16 protein-coding genes are annotated in these 21228 nt (G+C 50.0%); 14 read left to right on the forward strand and 2 right to left on the reverse strand.

Annotated elements, in window-relative coordinates:
- The first annotated feature begins 233 nt into the window (after positions 1–233).
- The 3 genes from A7K91_RS11450 to A7K91_RS11460 all read left to right on the forward strand — a co-directional run bounded on the left by A7K91_RS11450 (position 234) and on the right by A7K91_RS11460 (position 6966).
- The gene (locus A7K91_RS11450) at positions 234–2414 is read left to right on the forward strand and encodes a methyl-accepting chemotaxis protein (protein WP_245697433.1); all 2181 of its coding nucleotides are present in this window, start codon (positions 234–236) and stop codon (positions 2412–2414) included.
- A gap of 183 nt (positions 2415–2597) precedes the next feature.
- Positions 2598–4778 (forward strand): methyl-accepting chemotaxis protein, encoded by a 2181-nt coding sequence (locus tag A7K91_RS11455; protein WP_169833401.1) that lies wholly within the window; start codon positions 2598–2600, stop codon positions 4776–4778.
- A gap of 355 nt (positions 4779–5133) precedes the next feature.
- Positions 5134–6966, forward strand: a complete 1833-nt coding sequence (locus A7K91_RS11460; protein WP_068682751.1) for a peptidoglycan D,D-transpeptidase FtsI family protein — start codon at positions 5134–5136, stop codon at positions 6964–6966.
- Positions 6967–6981: 15 nt separating this feature from the next.
- Here A7K91_RS11460 and ytvI read toward each other — a convergent pair whose 3' ends face one another.
- The gene (gene ytvI, locus A7K91_RS11465) at positions 6982–8214 is read right to left on the reverse strand and encodes a sporulation integral membrane protein YtvI (protein ID WP_068682753.1); all 1233 of its coding nucleotides are present in this window, start codon (positions 8212–8214) and stop codon (positions 6982–6984) included.
- Positions 8215–8402: 188 nt separating this feature from the next.
- On the opposite strand from ytvI, the gene A7K91_RS11470 reads away from it, so the two are divergent.
- Positions 8403–9809 (forward strand): polysaccharide deacetylase family protein, encoded by a 1407-nt coding sequence (locus tag A7K91_RS11470; protein WP_068682755.1) that lies wholly within the window; start codon positions 8403–8405, stop codon positions 9807–9809.
- A 154-nt stretch (positions 9810–9963) separates the two neighbouring features.
- On the opposite strand, the gene ilvD is transcribed toward A7K91_RS11470, so the two are convergent.
- Positions 9964–11649 (reverse strand): dihydroxy-acid dehydratase, encoded by a 1686-nt coding sequence (ilvD, locus tag A7K91_RS11475; RefSeq protein WP_068682757.1) that lies wholly within the window; start codon positions 11647–11649, stop codon positions 9964–9966.
- Positions 11650–11896: 247 nt separating this feature from the next.
- On the opposite strand from ilvD, the gene A7K91_RS11480 reads away from it, so the two are divergent.
- The 10 genes from A7K91_RS11480 to A7K91_RS11525 all read left to right on the forward strand — a co-directional run bounded on the left by A7K91_RS11480 (position 11897) and on the right by A7K91_RS11525 (position 21221).
- Positions 11897–12604, forward strand: a complete 708-nt coding sequence (locus A7K91_RS11480) for a response regulator transcription factor (protein ID WP_068682759.1) — start codon at positions 11897–11899, stop codon at positions 12602–12604.
- Positions 12594–13745 carry a sensor histidine kinase gene (locus A7K91_RS11485; RefSeq protein WP_245697434.1) on the forward strand — a complete coding sequence of 384 codons (1152 nt, stop codon included), beginning with the start codon at positions 12594–12596 and terminating at the stop codon, positions 13743–13745. Before A7K91_RS11480 ends, A7K91_RS11485 begins: the two co-directional genes overlap by 11 nt.
- A gap of 137 nt (positions 13746–13882) precedes the next feature.
- On the forward strand, positions 13883–14875 hold the full coding sequence (locus A7K91_RS11490) for a D-alanyl-D-alanine carboxypeptidase family protein (RefSeq protein ID WP_245697436.1): 993 nt from the start codon (positions 13883–13885) through the stop codon (positions 14873–14875).
- Between the two features lie 75 nt (positions 14876–14950).
- A complete protein-coding gene (ureA, locus tag A7K91_RS11495) occupies positions 14951–15262 on the forward strand; it encodes an urease subunit gamma (protein ID WP_068682763.1) in 312 nt (103 codons plus the stop codon).
- Between the two features lie 163 nt (positions 15263–15425).
- The gene (locus A7K91_RS11500) at positions 15426–15875 is read left to right on the forward strand and encodes a MarR family winged helix-turn-helix transcriptional regulator (protein WP_068682765.1); all 450 of its coding nucleotides are present in this window, start codon (positions 15426–15428) and stop codon (positions 15873–15875) included.
- Positions 15876–16072: 197 nt separating this feature from the next.
- Positions 16073–17134 carry a BMP family lipoprotein gene (locus A7K91_RS11505; protein ID WP_068682767.1) on the forward strand — a complete coding sequence of 354 codons (1062 nt, stop codon included), beginning with the start codon at positions 16073–16075 and terminating at the stop codon, positions 17132–17134.
- Between the two features lie 72 nt (positions 17135–17206).
- Positions 17207–18706: an ABC transporter ATP-binding protein gene (locus A7K91_RS11510; RefSeq protein ID WP_068682769.1), complete on the forward strand. Its 1500-nt coding sequence runs from the start codon at positions 17207–17209 to the stop codon at positions 18704–18706.
- Positions 18699–19766, forward strand: a complete 1068-nt coding sequence (locus tag A7K91_RS11515) for an ABC transporter permease (protein WP_245697438.1) — start codon at positions 18699–18701, stop codon at positions 19764–19766. Before A7K91_RS11510 ends, A7K91_RS11515 begins: the two co-directional genes overlap by 8 nt.
- Positions 19750–20673, forward strand: coding sequence for an ABC transporter permease (locus A7K91_RS11520; RefSeq protein ID WP_068682771.1), 924 nt, complete (start codon positions 19750–19752; stop codon positions 20671–20673). Before A7K91_RS11515 ends, A7K91_RS11520 begins: the two co-directional genes overlap by 17 nt.
- A gap of 101 nt (positions 20674–20774) precedes the next feature.
- Positions 20775–21221, forward strand: coding sequence for a hypothetical protein (locus A7K91_RS11525; RefSeq protein WP_156739489.1), 447 nt, complete (start codon positions 20775–20777; stop codon positions 21219–21221).
- Positions 21222–21228: the final 7 nt, after the last annotated feature.

Genomic DNA, 21228 nt, shown 5'->3' on the forward strand with positions numbered 1-21228 from the left:
AAGATTGAAAATAATGATCCGGCCCGCCTATAAGCGGGCTTTTTTGCAGTGGCTAACATGGTTTTCCAGAAGAGGAAGACCTTTTAAATAACTTTTTCTCATTGACAAGCTGAAAGCGATAACAAATAATAGAGCATATAGCCTATACATAATTCGGCAACATTCGCCAGCCGATCCAGAGTCTGGGTACATCTGGGTCTATTAAGCTAATTAACGACTGGAGGCAATTCAACATGGCTGATCAAAAACAGAAAAAGGGAAAATCGTCGCAGGCTTCACCGGTTGACGGGACAGCCCAACCTGCAAGCGCTTCCGAAAAAAGTGGCCAAAAACAACGAAAGATAGTAGAGGCGGGCAAGGACAAAAAGCTTGTAAATCCGCTAAAATCTGTAGGGATCAAGCTGTTTTTAGTTATATTCGGGAGCATACTGATTTGTGTATTGGCAGTAGGATTAATGGCCTATGGCAAATCTAAGGACATCGTGGAGAAAAAGGTGTCGGACGCGAGCCTGCAAACGATTATTCAAGTCGCGGGAAATCTGGACATTATGTTCAGAAATTATGAAGAGCTGACGATGCAAATTTTGATCGACAAAGATTTTCATAGATTGACACAAACGCTGAAAACAAGCAATGAGGGAGATTTCGAAAAATACGAGGCGCAGCGGCTTATTAATGAAAAGCTTCAAAATTATGTGCTTGGCAACAACAGTATCCGGGGCGTAGCCCTGTTCCCTACTGTTGACAAGCTGCCTGTCCTTACGTTGGGATCGTCCAGCAATTCCAGGGCTGTCGACTTGATGGAAGCTCCATGGCTTAAGGAAACCATTGAGCTGGGCGGGATGGTCAAATGGATTGCTCCGCAGCAAACGGGATTAACCATTGAAGACAGGCCATCAACAATCGGGCTTGCCCGTTTGCTGAAAAGCAGCGATTCCGGTATCGGAAATTACGTCATTTTGATGGAATTTAGCGTTGACTCCATTCGCGGCAGGTACGACAATGTCTCATTGGCGGAAAAAAGCGAAATATCCATAATCGACTCCGCAGGCAATTATGTCATTGCAAACGATAATAGTCTGATCGGGCAGCCGGCCAAAGCCGTTCCGGCGGCCAATGACGAGATGACGCAAGGCGCGCCTAAATTAACAACAACCGACGAAGTCGAGGTATTGGCTGCATTCGATACATTCGAGGCAGTGAATTGGAGACTTGTGGGGACCATTCCGGTAGAAGAGCTGGTTCGCGATGCAAAAGAAATTCAGAATCTAACTTTACTGACGCTTGTTGTGGCAGCTTTGCTTGCTATTGGCATCGGCGGAGTTGTTATTCTGACTATCGCACGTCCGCTTATGCAAATGGCCAAGCTGATGATGGAGGGAGCAAAGGGGAATCTGACTGTCCGTTCCAATTTGACCAAGCGTCAGGATGAAATCGGGACATTGGGCAGAAGCTTTAATGATATGATGGAGCAAATTACGGGTTTGGCGAAACGCACTACCGCTTCTGCAGAGGAAGTGCTGAACACAGCATCGCATTTGAGCGAGGCATCACGAAAAACATCTAATGCAGCCAAAGAAATCGCTGTTGCTACAGAGGAAATTGCAGGCGGCGCAACTAGCCTGGCAGTGGAAGCAGAACGCGGCAATGACTTGACCTCGGTTATGCATGAGCAGATGAAGCAGGTTGTTGCGGCCAACGAAGAAATGGCGGTATCGGCCAATGATGTAGAAAATGCCAGTGTTCAAGGAACCGAGCATATGGCTCTGCTGATAGAAAAAACGGGTGAAACCGAAAAAATGACTCGCTCCATGATGGAAAAGGTAGATTCCTTAAAGGATAGCACGGGGTCCATCGTTAAAATTCTGGATGTGTTGAACGCTATCACCAAACAAACCAATATTTTGTCTCTGAATGCGGCTATCGAGGCTTCCCGTGCAGGGGCTGCCGGAAAAGGATTTATGGTCGTTGCGGATGAAATACGCAAGCTGGCGGATCAATCCAGACAATCTATTGACGTTGTAGGACAAATCACGGAAAAGATCGGCTTTGAAATCAGGGAGACCGTTCAGGTGTTGTCCGAGGCGTCGCCGTTGTTCCAGGAACAAATCGGTTCCGTTAAGGAAGCTAGCGAAATTTTTGTCAGCGTACAGAAACAGATGACTGTCTTTGCTGAACGTCTGGAAGGCGTATCGCAATCTGTTCAAGGGCTGAACCAATCCCAAATTGTATTGGCAGATGCCATGTCCAATGTTAGCGCGGTGGCTGAGGAATCTTCCGCTACCTCGGAGGAGGTTGCTTCGCTTAGCAACGAGCAGCTTGGAATAAGCCAAAGTCTGGTTCAGCTGTCGGAAAAATTGGATCAGGTTTCTAATGGTTTGAAGGAATCTATTTCCCAGTTCAAGATTGACTAAAATGCTGTAATTAGTACAAAACAAACCTTTATTTCCCATAAATAGGGGCTGCCGAGATAATATTGGCAGCTCTTTTTTATTTGCTATTATTTTGCCGATGACATCTGCCGATAAAAACATATACGACTATTTGCTTAGTTTGCACTTAAAGTCACAACATCTAAGAAGGCGGTGTCATGCTTCATGTCAGGCTTGAAACAAAAGAAGTCGAGCAGTAAAAAGGTTGAATCCGTGGAAAAAAAGGTTGGTAAGAAGCCCGCAATAGGCCCGGTTGCCGCAATGCTTCGCTCCTCCCTTCAACAATTAAAGGAAACCCGTTTCGGGAATCCTATCAAGTCTGTTGGCATCAGACTGTTACTGCTGGTGCTTGCCGGAACGATCGGCTGTGTTGTTGCTGTAGGCCTATCTAACTATTCCAAGGCCAGAGAGCTGGTAGAGGAAAATGTTTCTGAAGCGAGCTATCAAACGGTTAAGCAGGTTGCAAGCAAGCTGGGGCTCGTACTGCAGAACTATAGTGATCTTTCTTTGCAGATTATGATCGACAAGGATATAAGAGACGCGCTGGAAACGCTTAGTTATGCCAAGGGGGACGCATATGCGGCAATGGCGGCTTCCAGGGAAGTTTCCGATAGATTGTCCAATTATGTGCTCGGTAATAATAATATTTCGGGCGCTGCAATCTTACCTACATATAAGGATGGTACAGTCATTTCAGGCGGTATGACATCCATCGCTTCGACAGAGGATTTTACTAGCAAGGAATGGTTCCAGCAAACGGTGCAGGAGGACGGAAAACCCAAGTGGATCAATCCACAGGGGGATGGGATCATCGTAACCAAAGACGAAAGCTCCATCGCTGTTGCCAGACTGCTGAAAATTAGCGGGACCGAAACAGGCACTTATGTGCTTGTAATCGAATTGCCGTTAGAAAAGTTTATGGATTACTACAATGACGTAAATCTGGGTGAAGGCAGCAGAATTTCCATTATGAACACCAACGGCAAATATGTAGCTAATGATGATTTGACGTTAGTGGGAGGAGATATCGGGGTTGTTGGACTTACAACAACGGACGAGGAGGGAGCTCGCACCACGCTTAAGACGACCGATGATCTTGAGGTGCTGGCTGCTTATCAACATATTCCAGGAACCGACTGGCAATTCCTTGGTTTGATTCCGGTCGAGCGGCTGGCGGAGCAAGCGAGCGTCATTCGCAATCATACATGGCTGATGGTTGGATTGGCCTCGCTTGTTGCAGTGGGCATTGGCATTCTTATTATTTTCCTTGTTGGCCGTCCGCTTGTCAGAATGCGTAATCTGATGCTTGAAGGCGCCAAAGGGAATTTGACGGTTCAATCCGTTCTGGATAAGCGCTCCGATGAAATTGGGGACCTGGCAAGAAGCTTTAACGAAATGATGACGCAAATCAAAATGCTGGCCCAGCAAACAACGAAATCAGCTGTAGAGGTATTGTCTACGGCGACGGAGCTTAGTGAAGCTGCCAGAAAAACCTCAATTGCCGCCAAGGAGATTGCGGTTGCGACAGAGGAAATCGCCAATGGCGCAACCAGCCTTGCGGTTGAGGCTGAAAAAAGCACCGATTTGACGGTCCACATGGATAAGCAGATGAAGGAAGTGCAGTCGGCTAACAGCCAAATGAGCGTAGCCGCTCAGGAGGTTCAAAAATCGGGTGAGCAGGGTACTGCTTACATGAATCAATTGATTGAAAAAACAGGCGCGACGGAAAGCATGACTCGCTCCATGGTGGAGAAGGTTGATGCGCTTAAAGACAGCACCGGCTCCATTGTGAAGATTTTGGATGTATTGAACAATGTGGCAAAACAAACGAACATTTTATCGTTAAACGCTACGATTGAAGCGGCTCGGGCGGGAGCGGCAGGCAAAGGCTTTATGGTTGTTGCGGATGAAATTCGCAAGCTTGCGGATCAATCCCGCCAGTCCATTGATGTTGTTGCTCAAATTACAGCCAAAATTCAAGGCGAGATTGATGAAACGGTGAGTGTTTTGTCTGATGCGTATCCTATGTTCCAGGAGCAGATTCAATCCGTCAAACATGCCAACAGTCTTTTTGAATCCGTTCAGGAGCAAATGGCACAGCTGGGCTTAAGACTGGAGGAGGTTACTGGCTCCGTATCGGAGCTGGCACAATCTCAGGTTGTGATGTCCGATGCGATGACCAGCGTAAGCGCCGTTGCGGAGGAATCCTCAGCAACCTCGGAGGAGGTTGCGTCGCTTAGCGGAGAGCAGCTTTCCATCAGTGAAAGCCTGGTGCGTTTATCCGGGAAGCTGGACACCGTATCGCACGGCTTGAAGGACTCATTGTCGCGTTTTAAAATGGAGTAACTCTCAATTATAGCTCAAACAGAAAAACAAAGAGGCTGTCCGAAAAGTCTATTTCGGTGAATAAATATTCAGCAAAACCGGTACCTGCAGGAAAAGGGTGTCTTGGAAGCTCAAACATTTTTGTCGGCTTTATTTTGATCCTATTTTTTAGTGGATAAAAGCCGACAAAAAAACTCGCCCTCAAGACACGCCTTTCCCCTCCGGTCCTCTCTGCTGAATAGTTATTCACTTTACGTGACTTTTCGGACAGCCTCTTTTGCTATTTAAGCGACTGTGGAAATTCATTTGACAGGACGCCTTTACGTGTTTGCGAATGCGCTCAAGAGGAGAAACTGGACGTAGAGGTGTTGCCTTTATGTTCAAACGTACGGCTATAACGGGAGTTGCCATAACGATCATGCTGCTGCTTTTGCTGGCACGGCTTGCCTATGTGCAGCTTATGCCGGGAATTTCAGTCTCTATGGCCGGCAAAGCAGCCCGCGAAAACCTAAAACGCCAGGCTGTTATCCAGCGGCAGCGCAGTCTGGTGCTGGATAGCGGTAGAGGCGATTTTGTGGACCGTTTTGGGCAGCCTATTACCGGAGAAAGCTACCGAGCGCTTGCATTATTTCCCGTTTCGCGTGAGGCGCGGAAGCGCGGGGGCAAAATAAAACAGCTTGCGGAGATGCTTGGCGTAGCGCCCGGGGTTCTAGAGCAAACCTGGAGCAGGATGACAACCGCGGAGCTATGGCGGGAAGGGGATTCAAAAGAGCCTTTTCGACTGAGTCCAAAGCAAGCGGAGGATATATCGAAGCTTGGGATGGACGGCATCCTGGTTGTTCCCTATCGCTCCCGCTACCGCTCCGACGTTGAAGCTAAACACTGGATTGGATTTATCGGCGAACATCCGGAGTGGCTGTTGAAAACGGAAACGGCCGCCATTCAGGAAGGCCGGCGGCGTCTTGATGATCAGGTCGGCGGCTCTGGCTTGGAAAAGTCGCTGGATTCTATCATTCACGGGGTTGGGAAAAGCTTTGTTTCCTATTTTATGGACGGTCTTAACAATCCGTTGCATGGCTTAAGCACCCGTTTTCACGAACCTGGAAATCCGTATTATCCCTTGCGTGTTGTAACAACAATTGATCTGGAGCTGCAAAATAAGCTGGAGATGTATGCGGATCGGGAAGGACTGGCAAAGGGCGCAATTGTTGTGCTGGATGCCGCTAATGGAGATATTGTCGCTATGGTTTCGCGGCCAAAGCTGAATCCGGGAAAATTTACGACGTCTGACGGCTCTGAATGGGAAAATCAAGCGCTTAAAGCGGTTCCTCCGGGCTCAATTTACAAGCTGGTCACTGCAGCAGCAGCATTGGAATATGGCAAAGCTGATCAAGACGAGGTTTTTACCTGCAGCGGCCATTATGGGAAATACGGGCTTTCCTGCTGGAAGCATGGCGGACATGGCGTGTTGACATTGCGTAAAGGGATCGCCCAGTCCTGCAATATCGTATTTGCAACCATAGCGGAGAGGTTAAGCGGAAGGCAGCTGGAGCAGATGGCTGGAATGCTGGGCATGACAGGACAGTCAGGCTGGCATGCGGATGAGTCGTTCGGTCCATTTGCAAAGCCGCTGCGGCTGCTGGAGGAGGAAGAAAACGGCAGAGTATTTGCGGGAGAAGGGGCGGACATAACCGATGGCGGCATCTTAGCCCAGAGCGGAATCGGGCAACGCGACGTCCGGCTGTCGCCGCTGGCGGCGGCAAATCTCATCGTTACGCTGCTTGCAGAGGGAAGAGTAATGGAGCCGCGTTTGGTAAGCTCGATCCAGTATGCAAACGGCCAGACGATGGTGAAGCTTCCGCGTCATCACCATCATGCGGCTTCGGGCAGACGCCTCTCTCCTTCGACGGCGCATGTGCTGCTTCAAGGGATGAAGGAAGTTGTTTCGGAAGGAACCGGGAGCCGGATTAAGAATGGAACCTGGCATTTGGCAGGCAAGACGGGAACAGCGGAAGCAACTTTGGGCGGCCGGAACATAGTGCATCAATGGTTTGCAGGCTATGGCCCTGTGGAATCGCCCCGATATGCGGTTTCCGTGCTAGCGTCCAATAGGGCGCCGAACAGCCCGCATCAAGCTACCGTATTGTTTAGAGGGGTTATGGACCTGGCTGCGGAACACGAAGCGGGCCGTCGAAACGGCCCGCAGTAACCCGTATTACTAGCATTAGCTTTTTTTATTCTCCCCGTCCTCCTCTTTCTTTTTGGCGGGGGGAGTACGCTTCAGCCTTTCCAGAAATGATTGGCTTGGTGTTTCCTCGACGGAAACAGGGGGAGTGATGCCCGTTGCAGCCGCTGGTTCAACATGCTCGTCGTATTCGTCGATCGGCTTGCGAATCCACATTTTAAAGTAGCCCTGAACATAAAGCGATTTAATCAAAATAACAAGAATCGGCGATAAAATAACGCCGGCAATGCCGAACAGGGACAACGATACAATCATAAATGCCAGCATCGTAAAAGCCGAAACGCCGAGTGAATCGCCGGTAATTTTGGGCTCTAGAATTTGTCTAGTCAATATAACGACCAATAGCAGCAAGGAAAGCCATATAGCCAGCGTCGTTTGTCCAACGATAAACAAATAGATGATCCATGGAACAAACAAGGTGCTGACGCCGAGTAGCGGAAGGACATCAAAGATGCCGGCAACTAGCGCAATAACAAACGCATTGTCAACGCCCAGCGCTATAAGCGCAACCAGAATGACCAGGAAGGTGACCGTAATCATTTTTACCTGGGCTTTTATGTAGGAGCCAATGCCCTTAAATACATTTTCGCGCAGAAACACAAACGCCGCTTTAAAGGTTTTTGGTGTTTTTTCGGTTGCCGTTTTTCTCCACACCGTAATTTCGATGCTCAGAAAATAAGCGAGAATGACGCCAACAACCAAATTAAACACAAAGGTGGATATGGAGGAGACATAACCAACAATTCCCATGAATACGCTTTGAGCAATGGCTCCGATTTTGGACGAGGCTTTGTCAAGAAAGTCCTTTGTGCTTTGAGCAAGGTCAAAATCTTCGGGCAGCTTGTCGAATTGCTTTTCCAGCGCGATGGTCAGATTGTCGATCTGCTGGGTAAGCACCTTCTGATATTCAGGGAAATTGTTTGCAAGCGCCGTGCCTTGCTTCGTCACTATGATGCCGGCCCCCGTAAAAGCGCCCAGGATCAGCAAGGTGAACAGAATGATGGATATGCCGGATGCAATTGATTTTTTGACGCCCCATTTGTTTAATCTGGCAGCCAGCGGCTCGATGCAGATAAAAATGATAAGTGCAAAAAAGATGGGTGTTGCAATCCGGTAAAGAAAACTGAACGCATACATAATGAGATACACGGTTAATGCGATCAGGGCGATATCAAACGCCGTTCTCCAGTAACGTTTGTAGAATGAGAGCATGTTTTGGTTTTCCCCGCTTTCCTTTTATAAGCATGATTCATAATGTTGATTCTGACAAATAGATTGTACTATAGATTTCAGGAAATGCGCCATTTTTTTAAGCAATTATGATACAATTAGAGGTACTGTTGTTGCCGGATGCCTCTGACCATTCATGACTATTTTATCCAAAACGGTGGGGAAGCAATATGGAGAATATTCTACTTTGGGGATTTTATGTGATGACGTTTTATGCATTTCTCCCCGGATTGATCAGCCGTACCTTCGGATTTCGCGTCTTCAAAAAAGGAAAAACCGAAAAAGAGATAGGACTAACTTTTGACGATGGACCCGATCCTCATTATACCCCGCAGCTTCTGGATTTGCTTGCCCGCTACAATGCAAAAGCGACTTTTTTTATTGTAGGCTCCCATGCGGAGGGGCAGGTTGAGCTTCTGCGCAGGATTCACGAGGAAGGCCATGTGCTTGGCATACACAATTATGTGCACAAATCCAACTGGCTGATGCGGCCCAAAACGGTGAAGCACCAAATAGAGATGACTAACGATCTGATCGAGCGGGCGACCGGTCAGCGTTCCACCTATTACAGGCCGCCTTGGGGCATTATCAATTTGTTCGACTATTCCAATATGGGACATATGCAAATTATTTTGTGGTCGGCCTTGTTTGGTGATTGGCGCATACGGCTTGGTGCCAAAAGGCTGGAGAAAAGAATGCTCAAAAAGCTGTCGCCGGGTCAGGTGCTCCTGCTTCATGACTGCGGAATGACGTTTGGCGCGGACAGGGATGCTCCACGCAACATGCTGGAGGCGCTGGAGACTTATTTGGAGAAGGGAAAGCAGGAGGGATATTCCTTTGTCGGAATCGACAAGATGATCTCGCTTACTGACGTTAACCGGAAAAAGCAGCAATCTCTGTTTAAACGGAGCATCATTTCCCTCTGGTTATTATGGGAGCGGGCCTTTCATTTTTTGTTCCGGCTTAAGGTGGTGGGCAGCGGCGATCCACCGGCCTTCCATTATCGCGTCACCAAATACGGGGGAGAATCCGTATCCTTCGAGGACGGCAGCAAGGTAGAAAAAGGCGACCGCATTGCAGAGCTGCATTTTGACAACAGGATGTTGTCGAGCCTTGCGGCGACCTCCAAATCGCCACTGGCGACAGGAATTCGCATACTTCGTGAGGTTGAGCGGGCGCTGCCAAGACTGGCCAAGCAATTAAAGGCAGATCCCGATGCCGCCGGAGTGAAGGCGGTTTATGGGGTTACCATGATTCATAGAGGGGCGGATCGGCTTGGTTTTCATGTTTACAAGCTGAAGGAAGGTTTGTTTGCGCGCTCGACGCGGGTCTATCTGCGCGTGCTTCTGAAGGTGCTGACGAATACGAAGCAATATGACAAAACCCGTAAGCGCAAAAGCGAAAATGAAATGGTATCGCCAAGAGTGCTTCTTATGCCAATCCCGAGATTGTTGACTTATGATCAGGATAATAGCGAAGCTGTCGTTGATACCGGCGCGCCTGCAGCCTTATTGGAGGATACTTTGGCTGCGTCAGTGCAGGACCCAGAAATCACCTCCAAAACAACCGCCTTTTAGAGGTGGTTCAAAAAGCCCGCTTCCCATTGCGGGTCATGACTAGCGTCATGGCGGGCGGCGAATATGGGACTCAGCCGAAATGCCAATAAAAATACCCGGTTGTTCCGAACTTGATGTTCGGGGCAACCGGGTTTTTATTTGCAGCTATATTCTGTTACATCTTCATGACGCCGCCTGTGCTGGCGGATGTAACGAGGTGGGCGTAACGAGCCAGATAACCGCGTTTGATCTTGAGCTCAAAGCCCGGCCATTCAGCGCGGCGTTTTTCAAACTCCTCGTCGCTGATCAGCAGATCCATCGTGCGGTTGTTCATGTCGATTTCTACGATGTCGCCATCGCGTACAAAGGCAATTGGTCCGCCTTCGGCTGCTTCAGGGGAAGCATGTCCAATGCTGATGCCGCGGGATGCGCCGGAGAAACGGCCATCCGTAATCAACGCAACTTTTGCGCCGAGTCCCATGCCGACGATTTGCGAGGTTGGAGCCAGCATCTCAGGCATGCCAGGGCCGCCTTTTGGTCCTTCATAACGGATGATAACGACATGCCCTTCCTTGATTTTGCCGCCGGCGATGCCAGCAAGCGCGTCGTCCTGGGAGTCGAAGCAAATGGCTGGACCTTTATGGTAGCCGCCAACGGACTTGTCCACTGCGCCTGTTTTGATGATGGCGCCATTTGGAGCCAGGTTGCCAAACAATACGGCAAGCCCGCCGCGCTCGGAATGCGCGTTGTCAATGGTATGGATAACATCGGTATCCTTGATTTCGCAGCCTTCTACGTTTTCGCGAAGCGTTTTGCCTGTTACGGTAATGCAGTCGCCATGCAAAGCGCCTTCTTTTTTGAACAGCTCATTAAGCACAGCGCTAACGCCTCCGGCGTTGTGAACGTCCTCAATATGATAATCCGATGCAGGAGCGATTTTGGCAATATGCGGAACACGCTCAGCCACTTCGTTAATGCGTTCGATCGGATAGTCGATGCCGGCTTCATGCGCGATAGCCAGCGTATGCAGAACCGTGTTGGTGGAACCGCCCATTGCCATATCTACAGCAAAAGCGTTGTCGATTGCTTTTTCCGTTACGATATCGCGCGGCTTGATGCCAAGCTCGATAATTTTCATGAGTTGGCGCGCGGATTCCTTAACAAATTCCTTGCGCTCAGGCGATACGGCCAGAATGGTGCCGTTTCCGGGCAGTGCGATGCCCATAGCTTCGGCGAGACAGTTCATGGAATTTGCCGTAAACATGCCGGAGCAGGAGCCGCAGGTAGGACAGCCGTATTGTTCAAGCTCCAGAAGCTGCTTGTCGTCGATTTTGCCGGATTGGTAAGCGCCAACGCCTTCAAATACGCTGGACAAGGAAATGGATCGGCCATCCGACGTTTTGCCAGCTTTCATTGGTCCGCCGCTGACAAACATCGTAGGGATGTTGACGCGCAGCGCGCCAAGAATCATGCCTGGCGTAATTTTGTCGCAGTTCGGAATACAAACCATGCCGTCGAACCAGTGGGCGTTAACTACCGTTTCCACCGAATCTGCGATAATTTCACGGCTGGCAAGGGAATAACGCATGCCGATGTGGCCCATTGCGATGCCGTCGTCAACACCGATGGTATTAAATTCGAAGGGGACGCCGCCAGCTTCGCGGATGGCTTCTTTTACAAGCTTGCCGAACTCCTGAAGATGGACGTGGCCCGGAACGATATCAATATAGGAGTTGCAGACCGCAATAAACGGTTTGTCGAAATCTTCGTCCTTAACGCCAGCAGCTCGGAGGAGACTGCGGTGCGGTGCGCGGTCGAAGCCTTTTTTGATCATGTCAGAACGCATTCTTTTTGCCGCCATATAGTAGGACCTCCCTTATTATCACGATAAACAATACACATAATATTATCACAATGACGCTACCTTGGCTACATGAATGAAGCTGGGGATTATGCTGAAAACCGCCATTTATTGCCCTAAATTTTAATAAAGTCTTAAAAATAACATAAGCTTTCTGAATTTGGCGCCATCCTGGTTTTTTTCCCATTCCTCTTCATGTATAGTGAAAATATTGGAACATAAGGGCGTTTTGCAGGAGGAGAACGATATGGATAGACGGATATTGATTGTAGATGATGAGCGGGAAATTGCCGAGCTGATCAGTATTTATTTGAAAAATGAAGGTTTTGTTACCGAGATGGCTTTTGACGGCGAGCAAGCGCTGGAGGCCTGGAATAAGGAGCCGTTTGATCTTGTTATTCTGGATATTATGATGCCGAAGATGGACGGGCTTGAGGTTTGCCGGACCATCCGCAAGGAGCACCATGTGCCGATTCTGATGGTCAGCGCCAAAACGCAGGACATGGATAAAATATTGGGACTGATGACGGGCGCGGACGATTATATGGCAAAGCCGTTTAATCCGCTGGAGCTGCTGGCCAGAGTGCGCTCGCTGCTGAGGCGCTCTTATCAATACAGCAAGCCCGATAACGGCGACAATCGGGAGCAGAACGAAAACCGGGAGCTGAGGCTGGGATCTCTGCGCATTGACAAGCTGAGCCATTCCGTCGATGTGGACGGCAGACCGCTTCAGCTCACCTCTACGGAGTTTGGCATCCTGTATTTGCTGGCGGGACAGCCGGGACGGGTGTTTAGCGCAGAGGATATTTTTCAGCAGGTATGGAAGGAAAAATATTTTGAGTCCAACAATACAGTTATGGTTCATATCAGCAAGCTCCGAGACAAGCTGGAAAAGGAGCTGGGAGAAAAGCTGATTGTGACGGTATGGGGGGTTGGCTACAAAATTGAGGGATAATATCGTTTTCCGGCTTGTGTCGCGCTCCGTGATCAATCTCTTTTTGGCCATTATACTGGGCTTGATCAGTACGGCTTTGCTGTTTATGGTCGCTTATTTTCTATCCGGTACGTTTAAGTCGATGTACTTTATCCGGGGTGTCGGTTCAGCCTTCCTGGACATATTTGGCGGTGCAGATACGGGCGCAATGGTTATAATAGGGGTAGCTTCGTTATTTTATTATATTGTGCTGCAATGGGGCATGCTCAAATACATCGGCAATATTAACCAAAACGTAAAGCAAATAGCCGAGGGCAAGCTTTCTATGAATCACCAGCTTCCTGTCAGGGAGCGCAGTCCGTTTGGCTCAACCGCGGTTTATGTAAACCAGCTGCTTATCAGACTACAGACTGCGCTTGATGAGGAACGGAGAGCGGAGCAAGCCAAAAACGAGCTGATCACCAACGTGTCGCATGATTTGCGTACCCCGCTTACCTCCGTTGTTGGTTATTTGGGCCTTATTGATCAGGACCGGTACCGTGACGAGGTTGAGCTGCGCCATTACGTCAGCATTGCCTACGACAAATCCCAGAGGCTTAATGATCTCATTAACGATTTGTTCGAATATACGCGAATGCGCCATGACAATATTTCATTGAAGCTGGAGGAGCTGAATTTGACAGAGCTTCTCAAGCAGCTGCTGGTGCAATACCGTTTGGCGTTCCAAGAGGCGGGCATGGAAGGGTATCTGCATGGCGCGGATGCGCCGGCTATTGTCAAGGCGGATACAACCAAGCTGCTGCGGGTTTTTGAAAATCTGATTACAAACGGCATAGCTTATGGAAAGGATGGCGGCAGGATCGACGTTTATTTAGTTGTTCTGGAAAGAGAGGTACGGGTGGATGTAGTCAATTATGGCGAGCCGATATCGGCCTCCGATTTGCCGCATGTGTTTGAACGCTTTTACCGGGGCGACAAATCGCGTACGCAATGGTCAGGGGGATCGGGACTTGGGCTTGCGATTTCCAAAAGCATCGTAGAAAAGCATGGCGGCGTCATTGAGGCGTTTAGCGATTCCAGGCAAACCTCGTTCCGCGTTTCCTTGCCGAAAGCTCCTAGTCCTGTGAAAGGCCCCCGCCCGGGAACGGAAGTAAGCCGGTAAAAGCTGCGTCCCAAGGGAGTTTTAAGATACATTCCAGACCATTTTAAGGTTTTCTTATGATTCAATTACAGTCTCCTTAAGCTTCCATGCCTATACTTGCAAGTATAGAGATGCGAAGCGGAAGGGGACTTTTTAACATGATGAATATATCTGAAAAGCTGCAAATGATAGAGCGGCGCGAGAAAAATAGAAGAAATGCCCTGAAATTGACGGCGGTGCTGGCCATTATTGCAGCCATTTGCCTGGGGTTTCAAACGGTCAAAGGCTCTGCGCCTGCGGGTGGAGCTGGAATGAATTTGTCTGCAGCCATTCTGATTGATGCCAAAAGCGGTGAAGTACTGTATCAGCATAACGCCGACAGGCCGCTCCCGCCTGCCAGCATGTCCAAGATGATGACTGAGCTTGTTGTGCTGGATCATATCTATAGCGGGGAGCTTCACTGGAACGATGAGGTGCAGGCGAGCGCTTATGCAGAGGCTATTCCTGGCTCCAGAATGGGACTTGCGAATGGCGACAAGGTTCTTGTCAGGGAGCTGTTTGAAGCGATGACCGTTTATTCCGCGAATGATGCGGCCGTGGCTCTCGCCGAGAAGATTGGCGGCACGGAAGAGGATTTTGTAGCCAAGATGAATGAGCGGGCAAGGCGGATTGGTTTATCGAAAACTGCTGTGTTCGGTAACGCCTCCGGGCTGTCAAAGGAGGATATCGCAAATATACCGGGCGCAGCAAGCGAGCGTGATACGTTGCTTAGCGCCAGAGATACCGCGAAGCTGGCAGGCCATCTGATCGGCAAATATCCCGAGGTGCTGGAGGTGAGCAGCCGCAGCAGCGTCAAAGTATCCACCAGCAAGCGTACCTTGGCGGCGACCAACTGGATGCTGGCCGATCAGCCGTTTGCTTACCCGGGCAGTGATGGGCTTAAAACAGGCTATACGCCGAATGCGGGCTATTGCTTCACAGGTACGGTCAAGCGGGGCGAGCAGCGTTTGATATCTGTTGTTATGGGAGCGAGTTCCAAGGAGGCCCGTTTTTCGGAGACGGCCAAGCTTTATCAACTCGGCTTTAGCCGGCAGGGCTCCAGAATTGCGCAGTCTATAAATCCCATGAATATTCATTTTGATGTAATATAAACTGACACAATATATTTACTTCTGCTGACAGCCCTTTTATAATGAAGGAAAACAGTGTATAAAGAGGTGGAACGCATGGCATTGACGGCAAAAGAAAAGGAGCAACTGCTGCTGGCTATTGCCGCAGATTTGGCCAAACGGCGTTTGAAGCGAGGAGAGATGCTGGATTATTCTCAAAGCACGGCTTTGATCATAACGGAAATGCGGGAAAGCGCAAGAAACGGGGCATCAGTAGAGGAGCTTCAAAAGCGCGGCCGCAGCTTGCTTAACCGAAATCAGGTTATGCCTGGCATTCCGGAGATGCTGGCGGAGCTTCATGTCGAGGTGCCTGATGTCGATAGCATGACAACAATCAAATTGTATAATCCTATTTATACCGTCCATTAGGCAATGGGCGGCAGAATCAAGGCGTCAGACGCGCTAATTGCGCAATGGCGCTTTTTGGACGTTTTGCGGCAAAAAGCCTCATCTGTTAATTGACGCTGGGAAGGGTCAGAGCTATACTGATTGAATTAATGATCGGAAAGCTCAAAGATGGGAGTGTCGCGGCTTGGAGGAAATAAACAATGAACGGCTGGCATTGATGCATAAACTGGACGAGGCTTTTCGCGATGTGCGAAAGCAAATCTTATCGGAATGGAATAAAAACAACGAGCATAATCTTGGCATGACGCATGGCAGAATGCTGATTTTGCTAAATGATAACGGGGCGATGAAGGCCAGCGCGCTGGCGGAGGCGCTGTCGATTACCGGTGGAGGCGTTACAGGCATTGCGGACCGTCTTATTGAGCTGGGCTACATTAAGCGGGAGAGAAGCCAGGAGGACCGCCGCGCTGTATTATTGACCCTGTCGGATAAAGGGAAAGCCGGAGTCGGCAGCATGATGGAGGTTCGCCGCAATATTATGATCAAGCTGTTTAAGGGACTAAGCATGGAGGATATGCTCCAAGGCATCCATTTGTTTCAAACGATGAGCCAAAATATGGAGAGCCAGGATTAAGAAAACGCTTTATTGTTACAGAATCGTGACGGATGTCACACTTTAGTTGAATAAACGATAGAAAAATGTAGAATTAAGGGGTAATTTGTCGATTATTGCGGATTGACAAATTCCAATAAAAATACTAGGATAAGTAGGAATTGAAAAACATTATTCCGGTACGTTATTCTGTACGATCGTGAAAAGGGGAACTTGATATGAAAAAACAAATGGCTTTGCTGCTTGTCCTGATTTTGGCTGTAGGCGTTATTGCGGCTTGCGGCGCTAAATCGACCAACTCAGGCAACGCTAACTCGGGCAAAAATGAAAGCAGCCAAAACGAAAACGGCGGCAATGATAAGCCTAAGCAGCGGATCGCGCTGGTCCTGCCGGAAGCTATCGGCGTTAACCCGTTTTTTGCTCTGATGGATGAAGGCTTCAAGCGCGCGGGCGAAGAGTTTGGCGTTGAGGTTAAAACGATTGAATCGACCGACCCTGCAGCATTTGAACAAAACCTGCGCACGACGGTTGCCGAAAATTATGATCTCATTATTACGGCAACGTTCCAGGCCGAGGACGCGCTTAACAAAATCGCTCCTGAAAATCCGGACAAGTCGTTTGCCATTATCGATACGGTTATCGATCAGCCAAACGTTCGCAGCGTGGTATTCCGCGAACATGAAGCAGCTTTCCTCCTTGGAGCCGCGGCGGGCCTTTCCACTAAAACCAACAAAGTAGGCGCGGTTGTCGCTATGGATGTCCCGCTTCTTAGCAAGTATACATCCGGCTTTGAGCAAGGCTTGAAGCATACCAATCCCGATGCTGAACTGCTGATCAATTATGTAGGCAGCTTCACGGATTCCGCAAAAGGCAAAGAGATGGCGCTGCTGCAATATGACAAAGGCGTAGACTTTATTGCCGGCATGGCTGCTGTAGGCGACCTGGGCGTATTTGAAGCCGCCAAGGAACGCGGCCTGTACGCTTCAGGCCAAGACGTTGACCGCACGGAGCTTGATCCTGAGCACATCGTATTGTCGCAGCTGAAAGGAACGGATGCTGTAGCTTACGAAACCGTTAAAGCCTTTGTGGAAGGCACCTTCCAGTTCGGCAGCGCGGATTACGGCCTGAAGGAAGACGGCGTTGGCCTGACCTTCGTTACTCGCGACAGCAAGTCGGCGCTTAGCCCGTTTGTTGGACAGGAAAACGTGGACAAGCTGAAGGCCATTGCTGAAGAAATCAAATCAGGAACTATTCAAGTGGTTAACCCGCTTGCCCAATAATACCCAAATACCGGCTGCTCATATGCGCAGCCGGTTTCCTTGTTGAAATCCATTCGGGAGGAGCTCCGTGCCGTGTTGTTGGAAATGGATGCAATTACTAAAAGTTATGGCTCGGTCGCTGCAAACAAAGGCGTCAGCTTTAAGCTGCGCAAAGGCGAGGTTCATGCTCTTGTTGGAGAAAACGGAGCAGGCAAAACAACGCTGATGCGTATTTTATATGGTATGGAAACGCCGGATAGCGGAATGATCAAGCTGAATGGAAGGCCCGTAAGCATGAATAGTCCGATGGATGCCATCCGTAATGGAATCGGGATGGTCCATCAGCATTTTATGCTTTTTTCGTCGTTCACCGTTGCCGAAAATATTGTGATCGGTCGGGAGCCGGAAAAAGGGGTTTTATTCGACCGAAAAGCCGCCGCCGCTGAAACGGTCAAGCTGTCGGAGCAATACGGCATGCCTGTTGATCCCTGGAAAAAGGTTGGAGAGTGTCCGCTCGGCGTTCAGCAGCGCATAGAAATTTTAAAGGTGCTGTATCAGGGCGCGGAGGTTATTATTTTGGACGAGCCAACCGGCGTTTTGACCCCTCTTGAGGTCAAGGAGCTGCTGCTGGCGATTCGTCAACTGGCGGATCAGGGCAAAAGCTTTATTCTGATCAGCCACAAGCTCAATGAGGTGCTTGAGGTTGCGGACGTCATTACGGTGCTGCGCGACGGCGAAGTAACGGGTACGGTGAAGGCATCGGAAAGCAATGAGGAGCAGCTGTCCCGTATGATGGTGGGCCGTAATCTGGTTCAGCAAGCACGCGCCGGCATTCAGATTGGCAAACCCGTGCTGGAGCTGGCGGGCATCGGCCTCAAGGGCGGGAAGGCCAAGGCGCTTCTGGACAACATCACGTTTTCTGTGCGCGAAGGCGAAATTGTTGGCATAGCCGGTATTTCAGGCAATGGACAATCCGAGCTGCTGCAGGTTATTTCCGGGCTGTGCGCACCGGATTCCGGCAGCGTCAAGCTGCAGGGCAAGGAGGTTGCGGGGTCTCCCGTTCATGCCATCCGTTCAGCGGGAATGGCCCATATTCCGGAGGACCGTTACCAATGGGGAGTTTCCAAGGATGCAACCGTTGCGGAAAACGGTTTGATGGGCCATACAAAACGCCATCAGCGCCTTGGCATTCTGGAGCGGAAGGATATTCGTGCTATGGTTGGCGAATGGGTGAGCCGTTTTGGCATTAAGACAGGTTCTCTGGCTACCAAAGCCCAGCATCTGTCAGGCGGCAATTTGCAAAAGCTCATTGTTGCCCGCGAGCTTGCCCAGGAAACGCCATTTTTGATTGCGGCGGAGCCTACCAGGGGCGTTGATGTCGGCGCGATGGAAATGATCCATGGCGAGCTGCTGCGCAGGCGGCAGGAGGGAGGCGCTATTTTGCTGGTATCCTCCGAGCTGAGCGAGGTTTTAAAGCTGTCGGATCGCATTCTGGTTATGCTGGAAGGTAAAATGGTAGGCGAACTAAGCGCGGAAGCGGCCACCGAAGAAAAAATAAGCTTGTTGATGGCAGGAGGGAAAGCAGTTGTTTAGCTTGAAAAATATAGCCCAATCGATGCTGCAGCCGCTGCTTGCCATCATTGCGGGGCTTGCGGTTGGGGCCATTGCCATCCTTATTGTCGGCGGCTCTGTTGGCGAGACCTATATGGAAATGTGGAAGGGGGCCTTCGGCAGCTTCTATTTCCTGACTAATACGCTGGCGCGGGCTACTCCAATTATTTTAATAGGTCTAGGCGTTGCACTGGCGTTCCGGGCGGGCTTCTTCAACATGGGCTCGGAGGGTCAGCTGGTGCTTGGAGCGTTGGCGGCCGCTGTTACCGTTATTTATTTGCCTGGACCGGGCTGGCTCAGGATGATTGCGGGGCTGCTGGCTGGCATTACCGCCGGCGGCATCTGGTCGGCGTTTGCCGGATGGCTGGACGCTCGTTTTCGGCTTAATTTACTTATCGTTACGCTTCTTCTCAACTATATTGCCACTTTGTTTACGGGCTATATGGCTGCTTATCCGTTAAAGGACAAAACCGGCTCCGCCGCCATGGCGCAGACGGTTATGCTGGATAAGGCGGCATGGCTGCCGAAGCTGTTTCAAGGCATGACGCTGCATGCCGGATTTATTCTGGCGGTTGCGGGAACGCTTTTGCTGTATCTGTTCATGAAGCATACTGTTAAAGGCTATGAAATTTCGATGCTAGGCGGCAATCCGCTGTTCGCCGGCTACGGCGGCGTGCAGCGCGGCAAGTTGATGATCGCAAGCATGTTTGCCAGCGGAGGCTTTGCCGGTTTGGCGGGAGCCGTGGAGGTGCTTGGCACGCAATACCGTTTTCTCGACGGGGCGTTGACGTCGCCTGGATATGCGTGGTCCGGCATTATGGCCACTCTGCTTGCCGGCTCCAACCCCCTTGGCACGGCGCTGGCCGCGCTCTTGCTTGCGGCGCTGCAAACCGGGGGTATGGGCATGGAGCGCAACACGGATGTTCCTTTGGAAGTTTCTAGCATCATTCAGGCGGCCTTAATTTTGTTTGTATCCGCCAAGCTGACACTATCGTTTATCAAGCGCAAGAAAGCGAGGTCGAAAAATGGATCAGCTGTTTGATGTTTCGTTGTTCGCCTCCGCGCTTCGTATGCTTGCGCCAATTTTGCTTGCCGCCCTTGGCGGAGCAATCTGTGCCAGAGTCGGTTTGTTTAACGTAGGACTGGAGGGGCTGATGCTCGTTGGCGCTTTTGCTGCCATAGCCGGGAATTATTGGACAGGCAGCGTAGCTGCCGGGGTATTGCTTGCCATGATATGCTCCGTCCTGTTTTCGTTATTGCTCGGCTATATGAGCATTCATCTTAAAGCCAATGTTATCGTTGTGGGCATTGCGCTCAACTTTCTTGCGTTAGGTTTGACAACCTTTGCGCTGCGCGCTATTTTTAATGTAAAGGGCGCTTATTACGACAAAAATATGAAGGGTTTGCCCAAATGGGACATCCCCCTGATTAAAGATATTCCGTGGCTTGGCGACCTTTTGTCGGGACACTCCATATTGATCTATATTTCCATCCTGATTGTAATCGGCCTTCAGTTTTATTTGTTCAAAACGGTATCCGGCTTCCGACTGCTGGCTGCCGGAGAAAATCCGACGGCGGCCAGGAGCCTTGGCATCAAGGTGTCCCGTATCCAATACGGAGCCGTGTTGATGAGCGGCGTGTTATGCGGCCTTGCAGGCGCCCAGTTGTCGCTTGGCAACGTAACGATGTTTACGGAGGGCATGACGGATGGAAGGGGCTTCATCGCGCTGGTAGCCACCATGCTTGGCCAATCCAATCCGCTTGGCGTAGCGGCGGCAAGCCTGCTGTTCGGCTTTATGGAATCGCTCAGCATCCGGCTGCAGGGCTTTGCGTTGCCGACTCATTTCACCATGATGGTGCCATATGTGGTGACGCTGATCGCCATGTTTTTCTTCAAGGACAAGGGCTATCTCCAGGAGGCGAGAAAGTCCAACGAAAGCTCGCGGTAACAGGTTTGTTCAACGGCCCCAGGTTTGCGGGACAATGAGTTTGAAGCTAGGCGAAGGTGTTGAACGTTACTTGCCCCGACTAGCGGGCGATTGCGGGTTTTGTGCGATTCATCGTACAAAATAGAGCGAAGCAGCGCTATGGTTTGGGATTTTGTACGATTCGTCGTACAAAATGGAGCGAAGCAGCGCTATGGTTTGGGATTTTGTACGATTGGTCGTACAAAATGGAGCGAAGCAGCGCTATGGTTTGGGATTTTGTACGATTCGTCGTACAAAATGAAGCGAAGCAGCGCTGCGATTTGGGATTTTGTACGATTGGTCGTACAAAAAGGAGCGAAGCAGCGCTGCGATTTGGGATTTTGTACGATTGGTCGTACAAAATAGAGCGAAGCAGCGCTGCGGTTTGGGATTTTGTACGATTCGTCGTACAAAATGGAGCGAAGAAGCGCTACGGTTTGGAATTTTGTACGATTTATCGTTACTACTTAGGTGCTCTACTAAGTGAATTTTTGGAACAAACAGGAACTAAGGGCCTCGATGCCGAATGAGTCATTT

The organism is Paenibacillus oryzae (genome assembly GCF_001675045.1).
Classification (GTDB): Bacteria; Bacillota; Bacilli; order Paenibacillales; family Paenibacillaceae; genus Pristimantibacillus; species Pristimantibacillus oryzae.

Excerpts from the sequence above, each read along its gene's own strand:
- A7K91_RS11450 (WP_245697433.1), top strand. The coding sequence starts at position 234 with ATGGCTGATCAAAAACAGAAAAAGGGAAAATCGTCGCAGGCTTCACCG.
- A7K91_RS11455 (WP_169833401.1), top strand. The coding sequence starts at position 2,598 with ATGTCAGGCTTGAAACAAAAGAAGTCGAGCAGTAAAAAGGTTGAATCC.
- A7K91_RS11460 (WP_068682751.1), top strand. The coding sequence starts at position 5,134 with ATGTTCAAACGTACGGCTATAACGGGAGTTGCCATAACGATCATGCTG.
- ytvI (WP_068682753.1), bottom strand. The coding sequence starts at position 8,214 with ATGCTCTCATTCTACAAACGTTACTGGAGAACGGCGTTTGATATCGCC.
- A7K91_RS11470 (WP_068682755.1), top strand. The coding sequence starts at position 8,403 with ATGGAGAATATTCTACTTTGGGGATTTTATGTGATGACGTTTTATGCA.
- ilvD (WP_068682757.1), bottom strand. The coding sequence starts at position 11,649 with ATGGCGGCAAAAAGAATGCGTTCTGACATGATCAAAAAAGGCTTCGAC.
- A7K91_RS11480 (WP_068682759.1), top strand. The coding sequence starts at position 11,897 with ATGGATAGACGGATATTGATTGTAGATGATGAGCGGGAAATTGCCGAG.
- A7K91_RS11490 (WP_245697436.1), top strand. The coding sequence starts at position 13,883 with ATGATGAATATATCTGAAAAGCTGCAAATGATAGAGCGGCGCGAGAAA.
- ureA (WP_068682763.1), top strand. The coding sequence starts at position 14,951 with ATGGCATTGACGGCAAAAGAAAAGGAGCAACTGCTGCTGGCTATTGCC.
- A7K91_RS11505 (WP_068682767.1), top strand. The coding sequence starts at position 16,073 with ATGAAAAAACAAATGGCTTTGCTGCTTGTCCTGATTTTGGCTGTAGGC.
- A7K91_RS11520 (WP_068682771.1), top strand. The coding sequence starts at position 19,750 with ATGGATCAGCTGTTTGATGTTTCGTTGTTCGCCTCCGCGCTTCGTATG.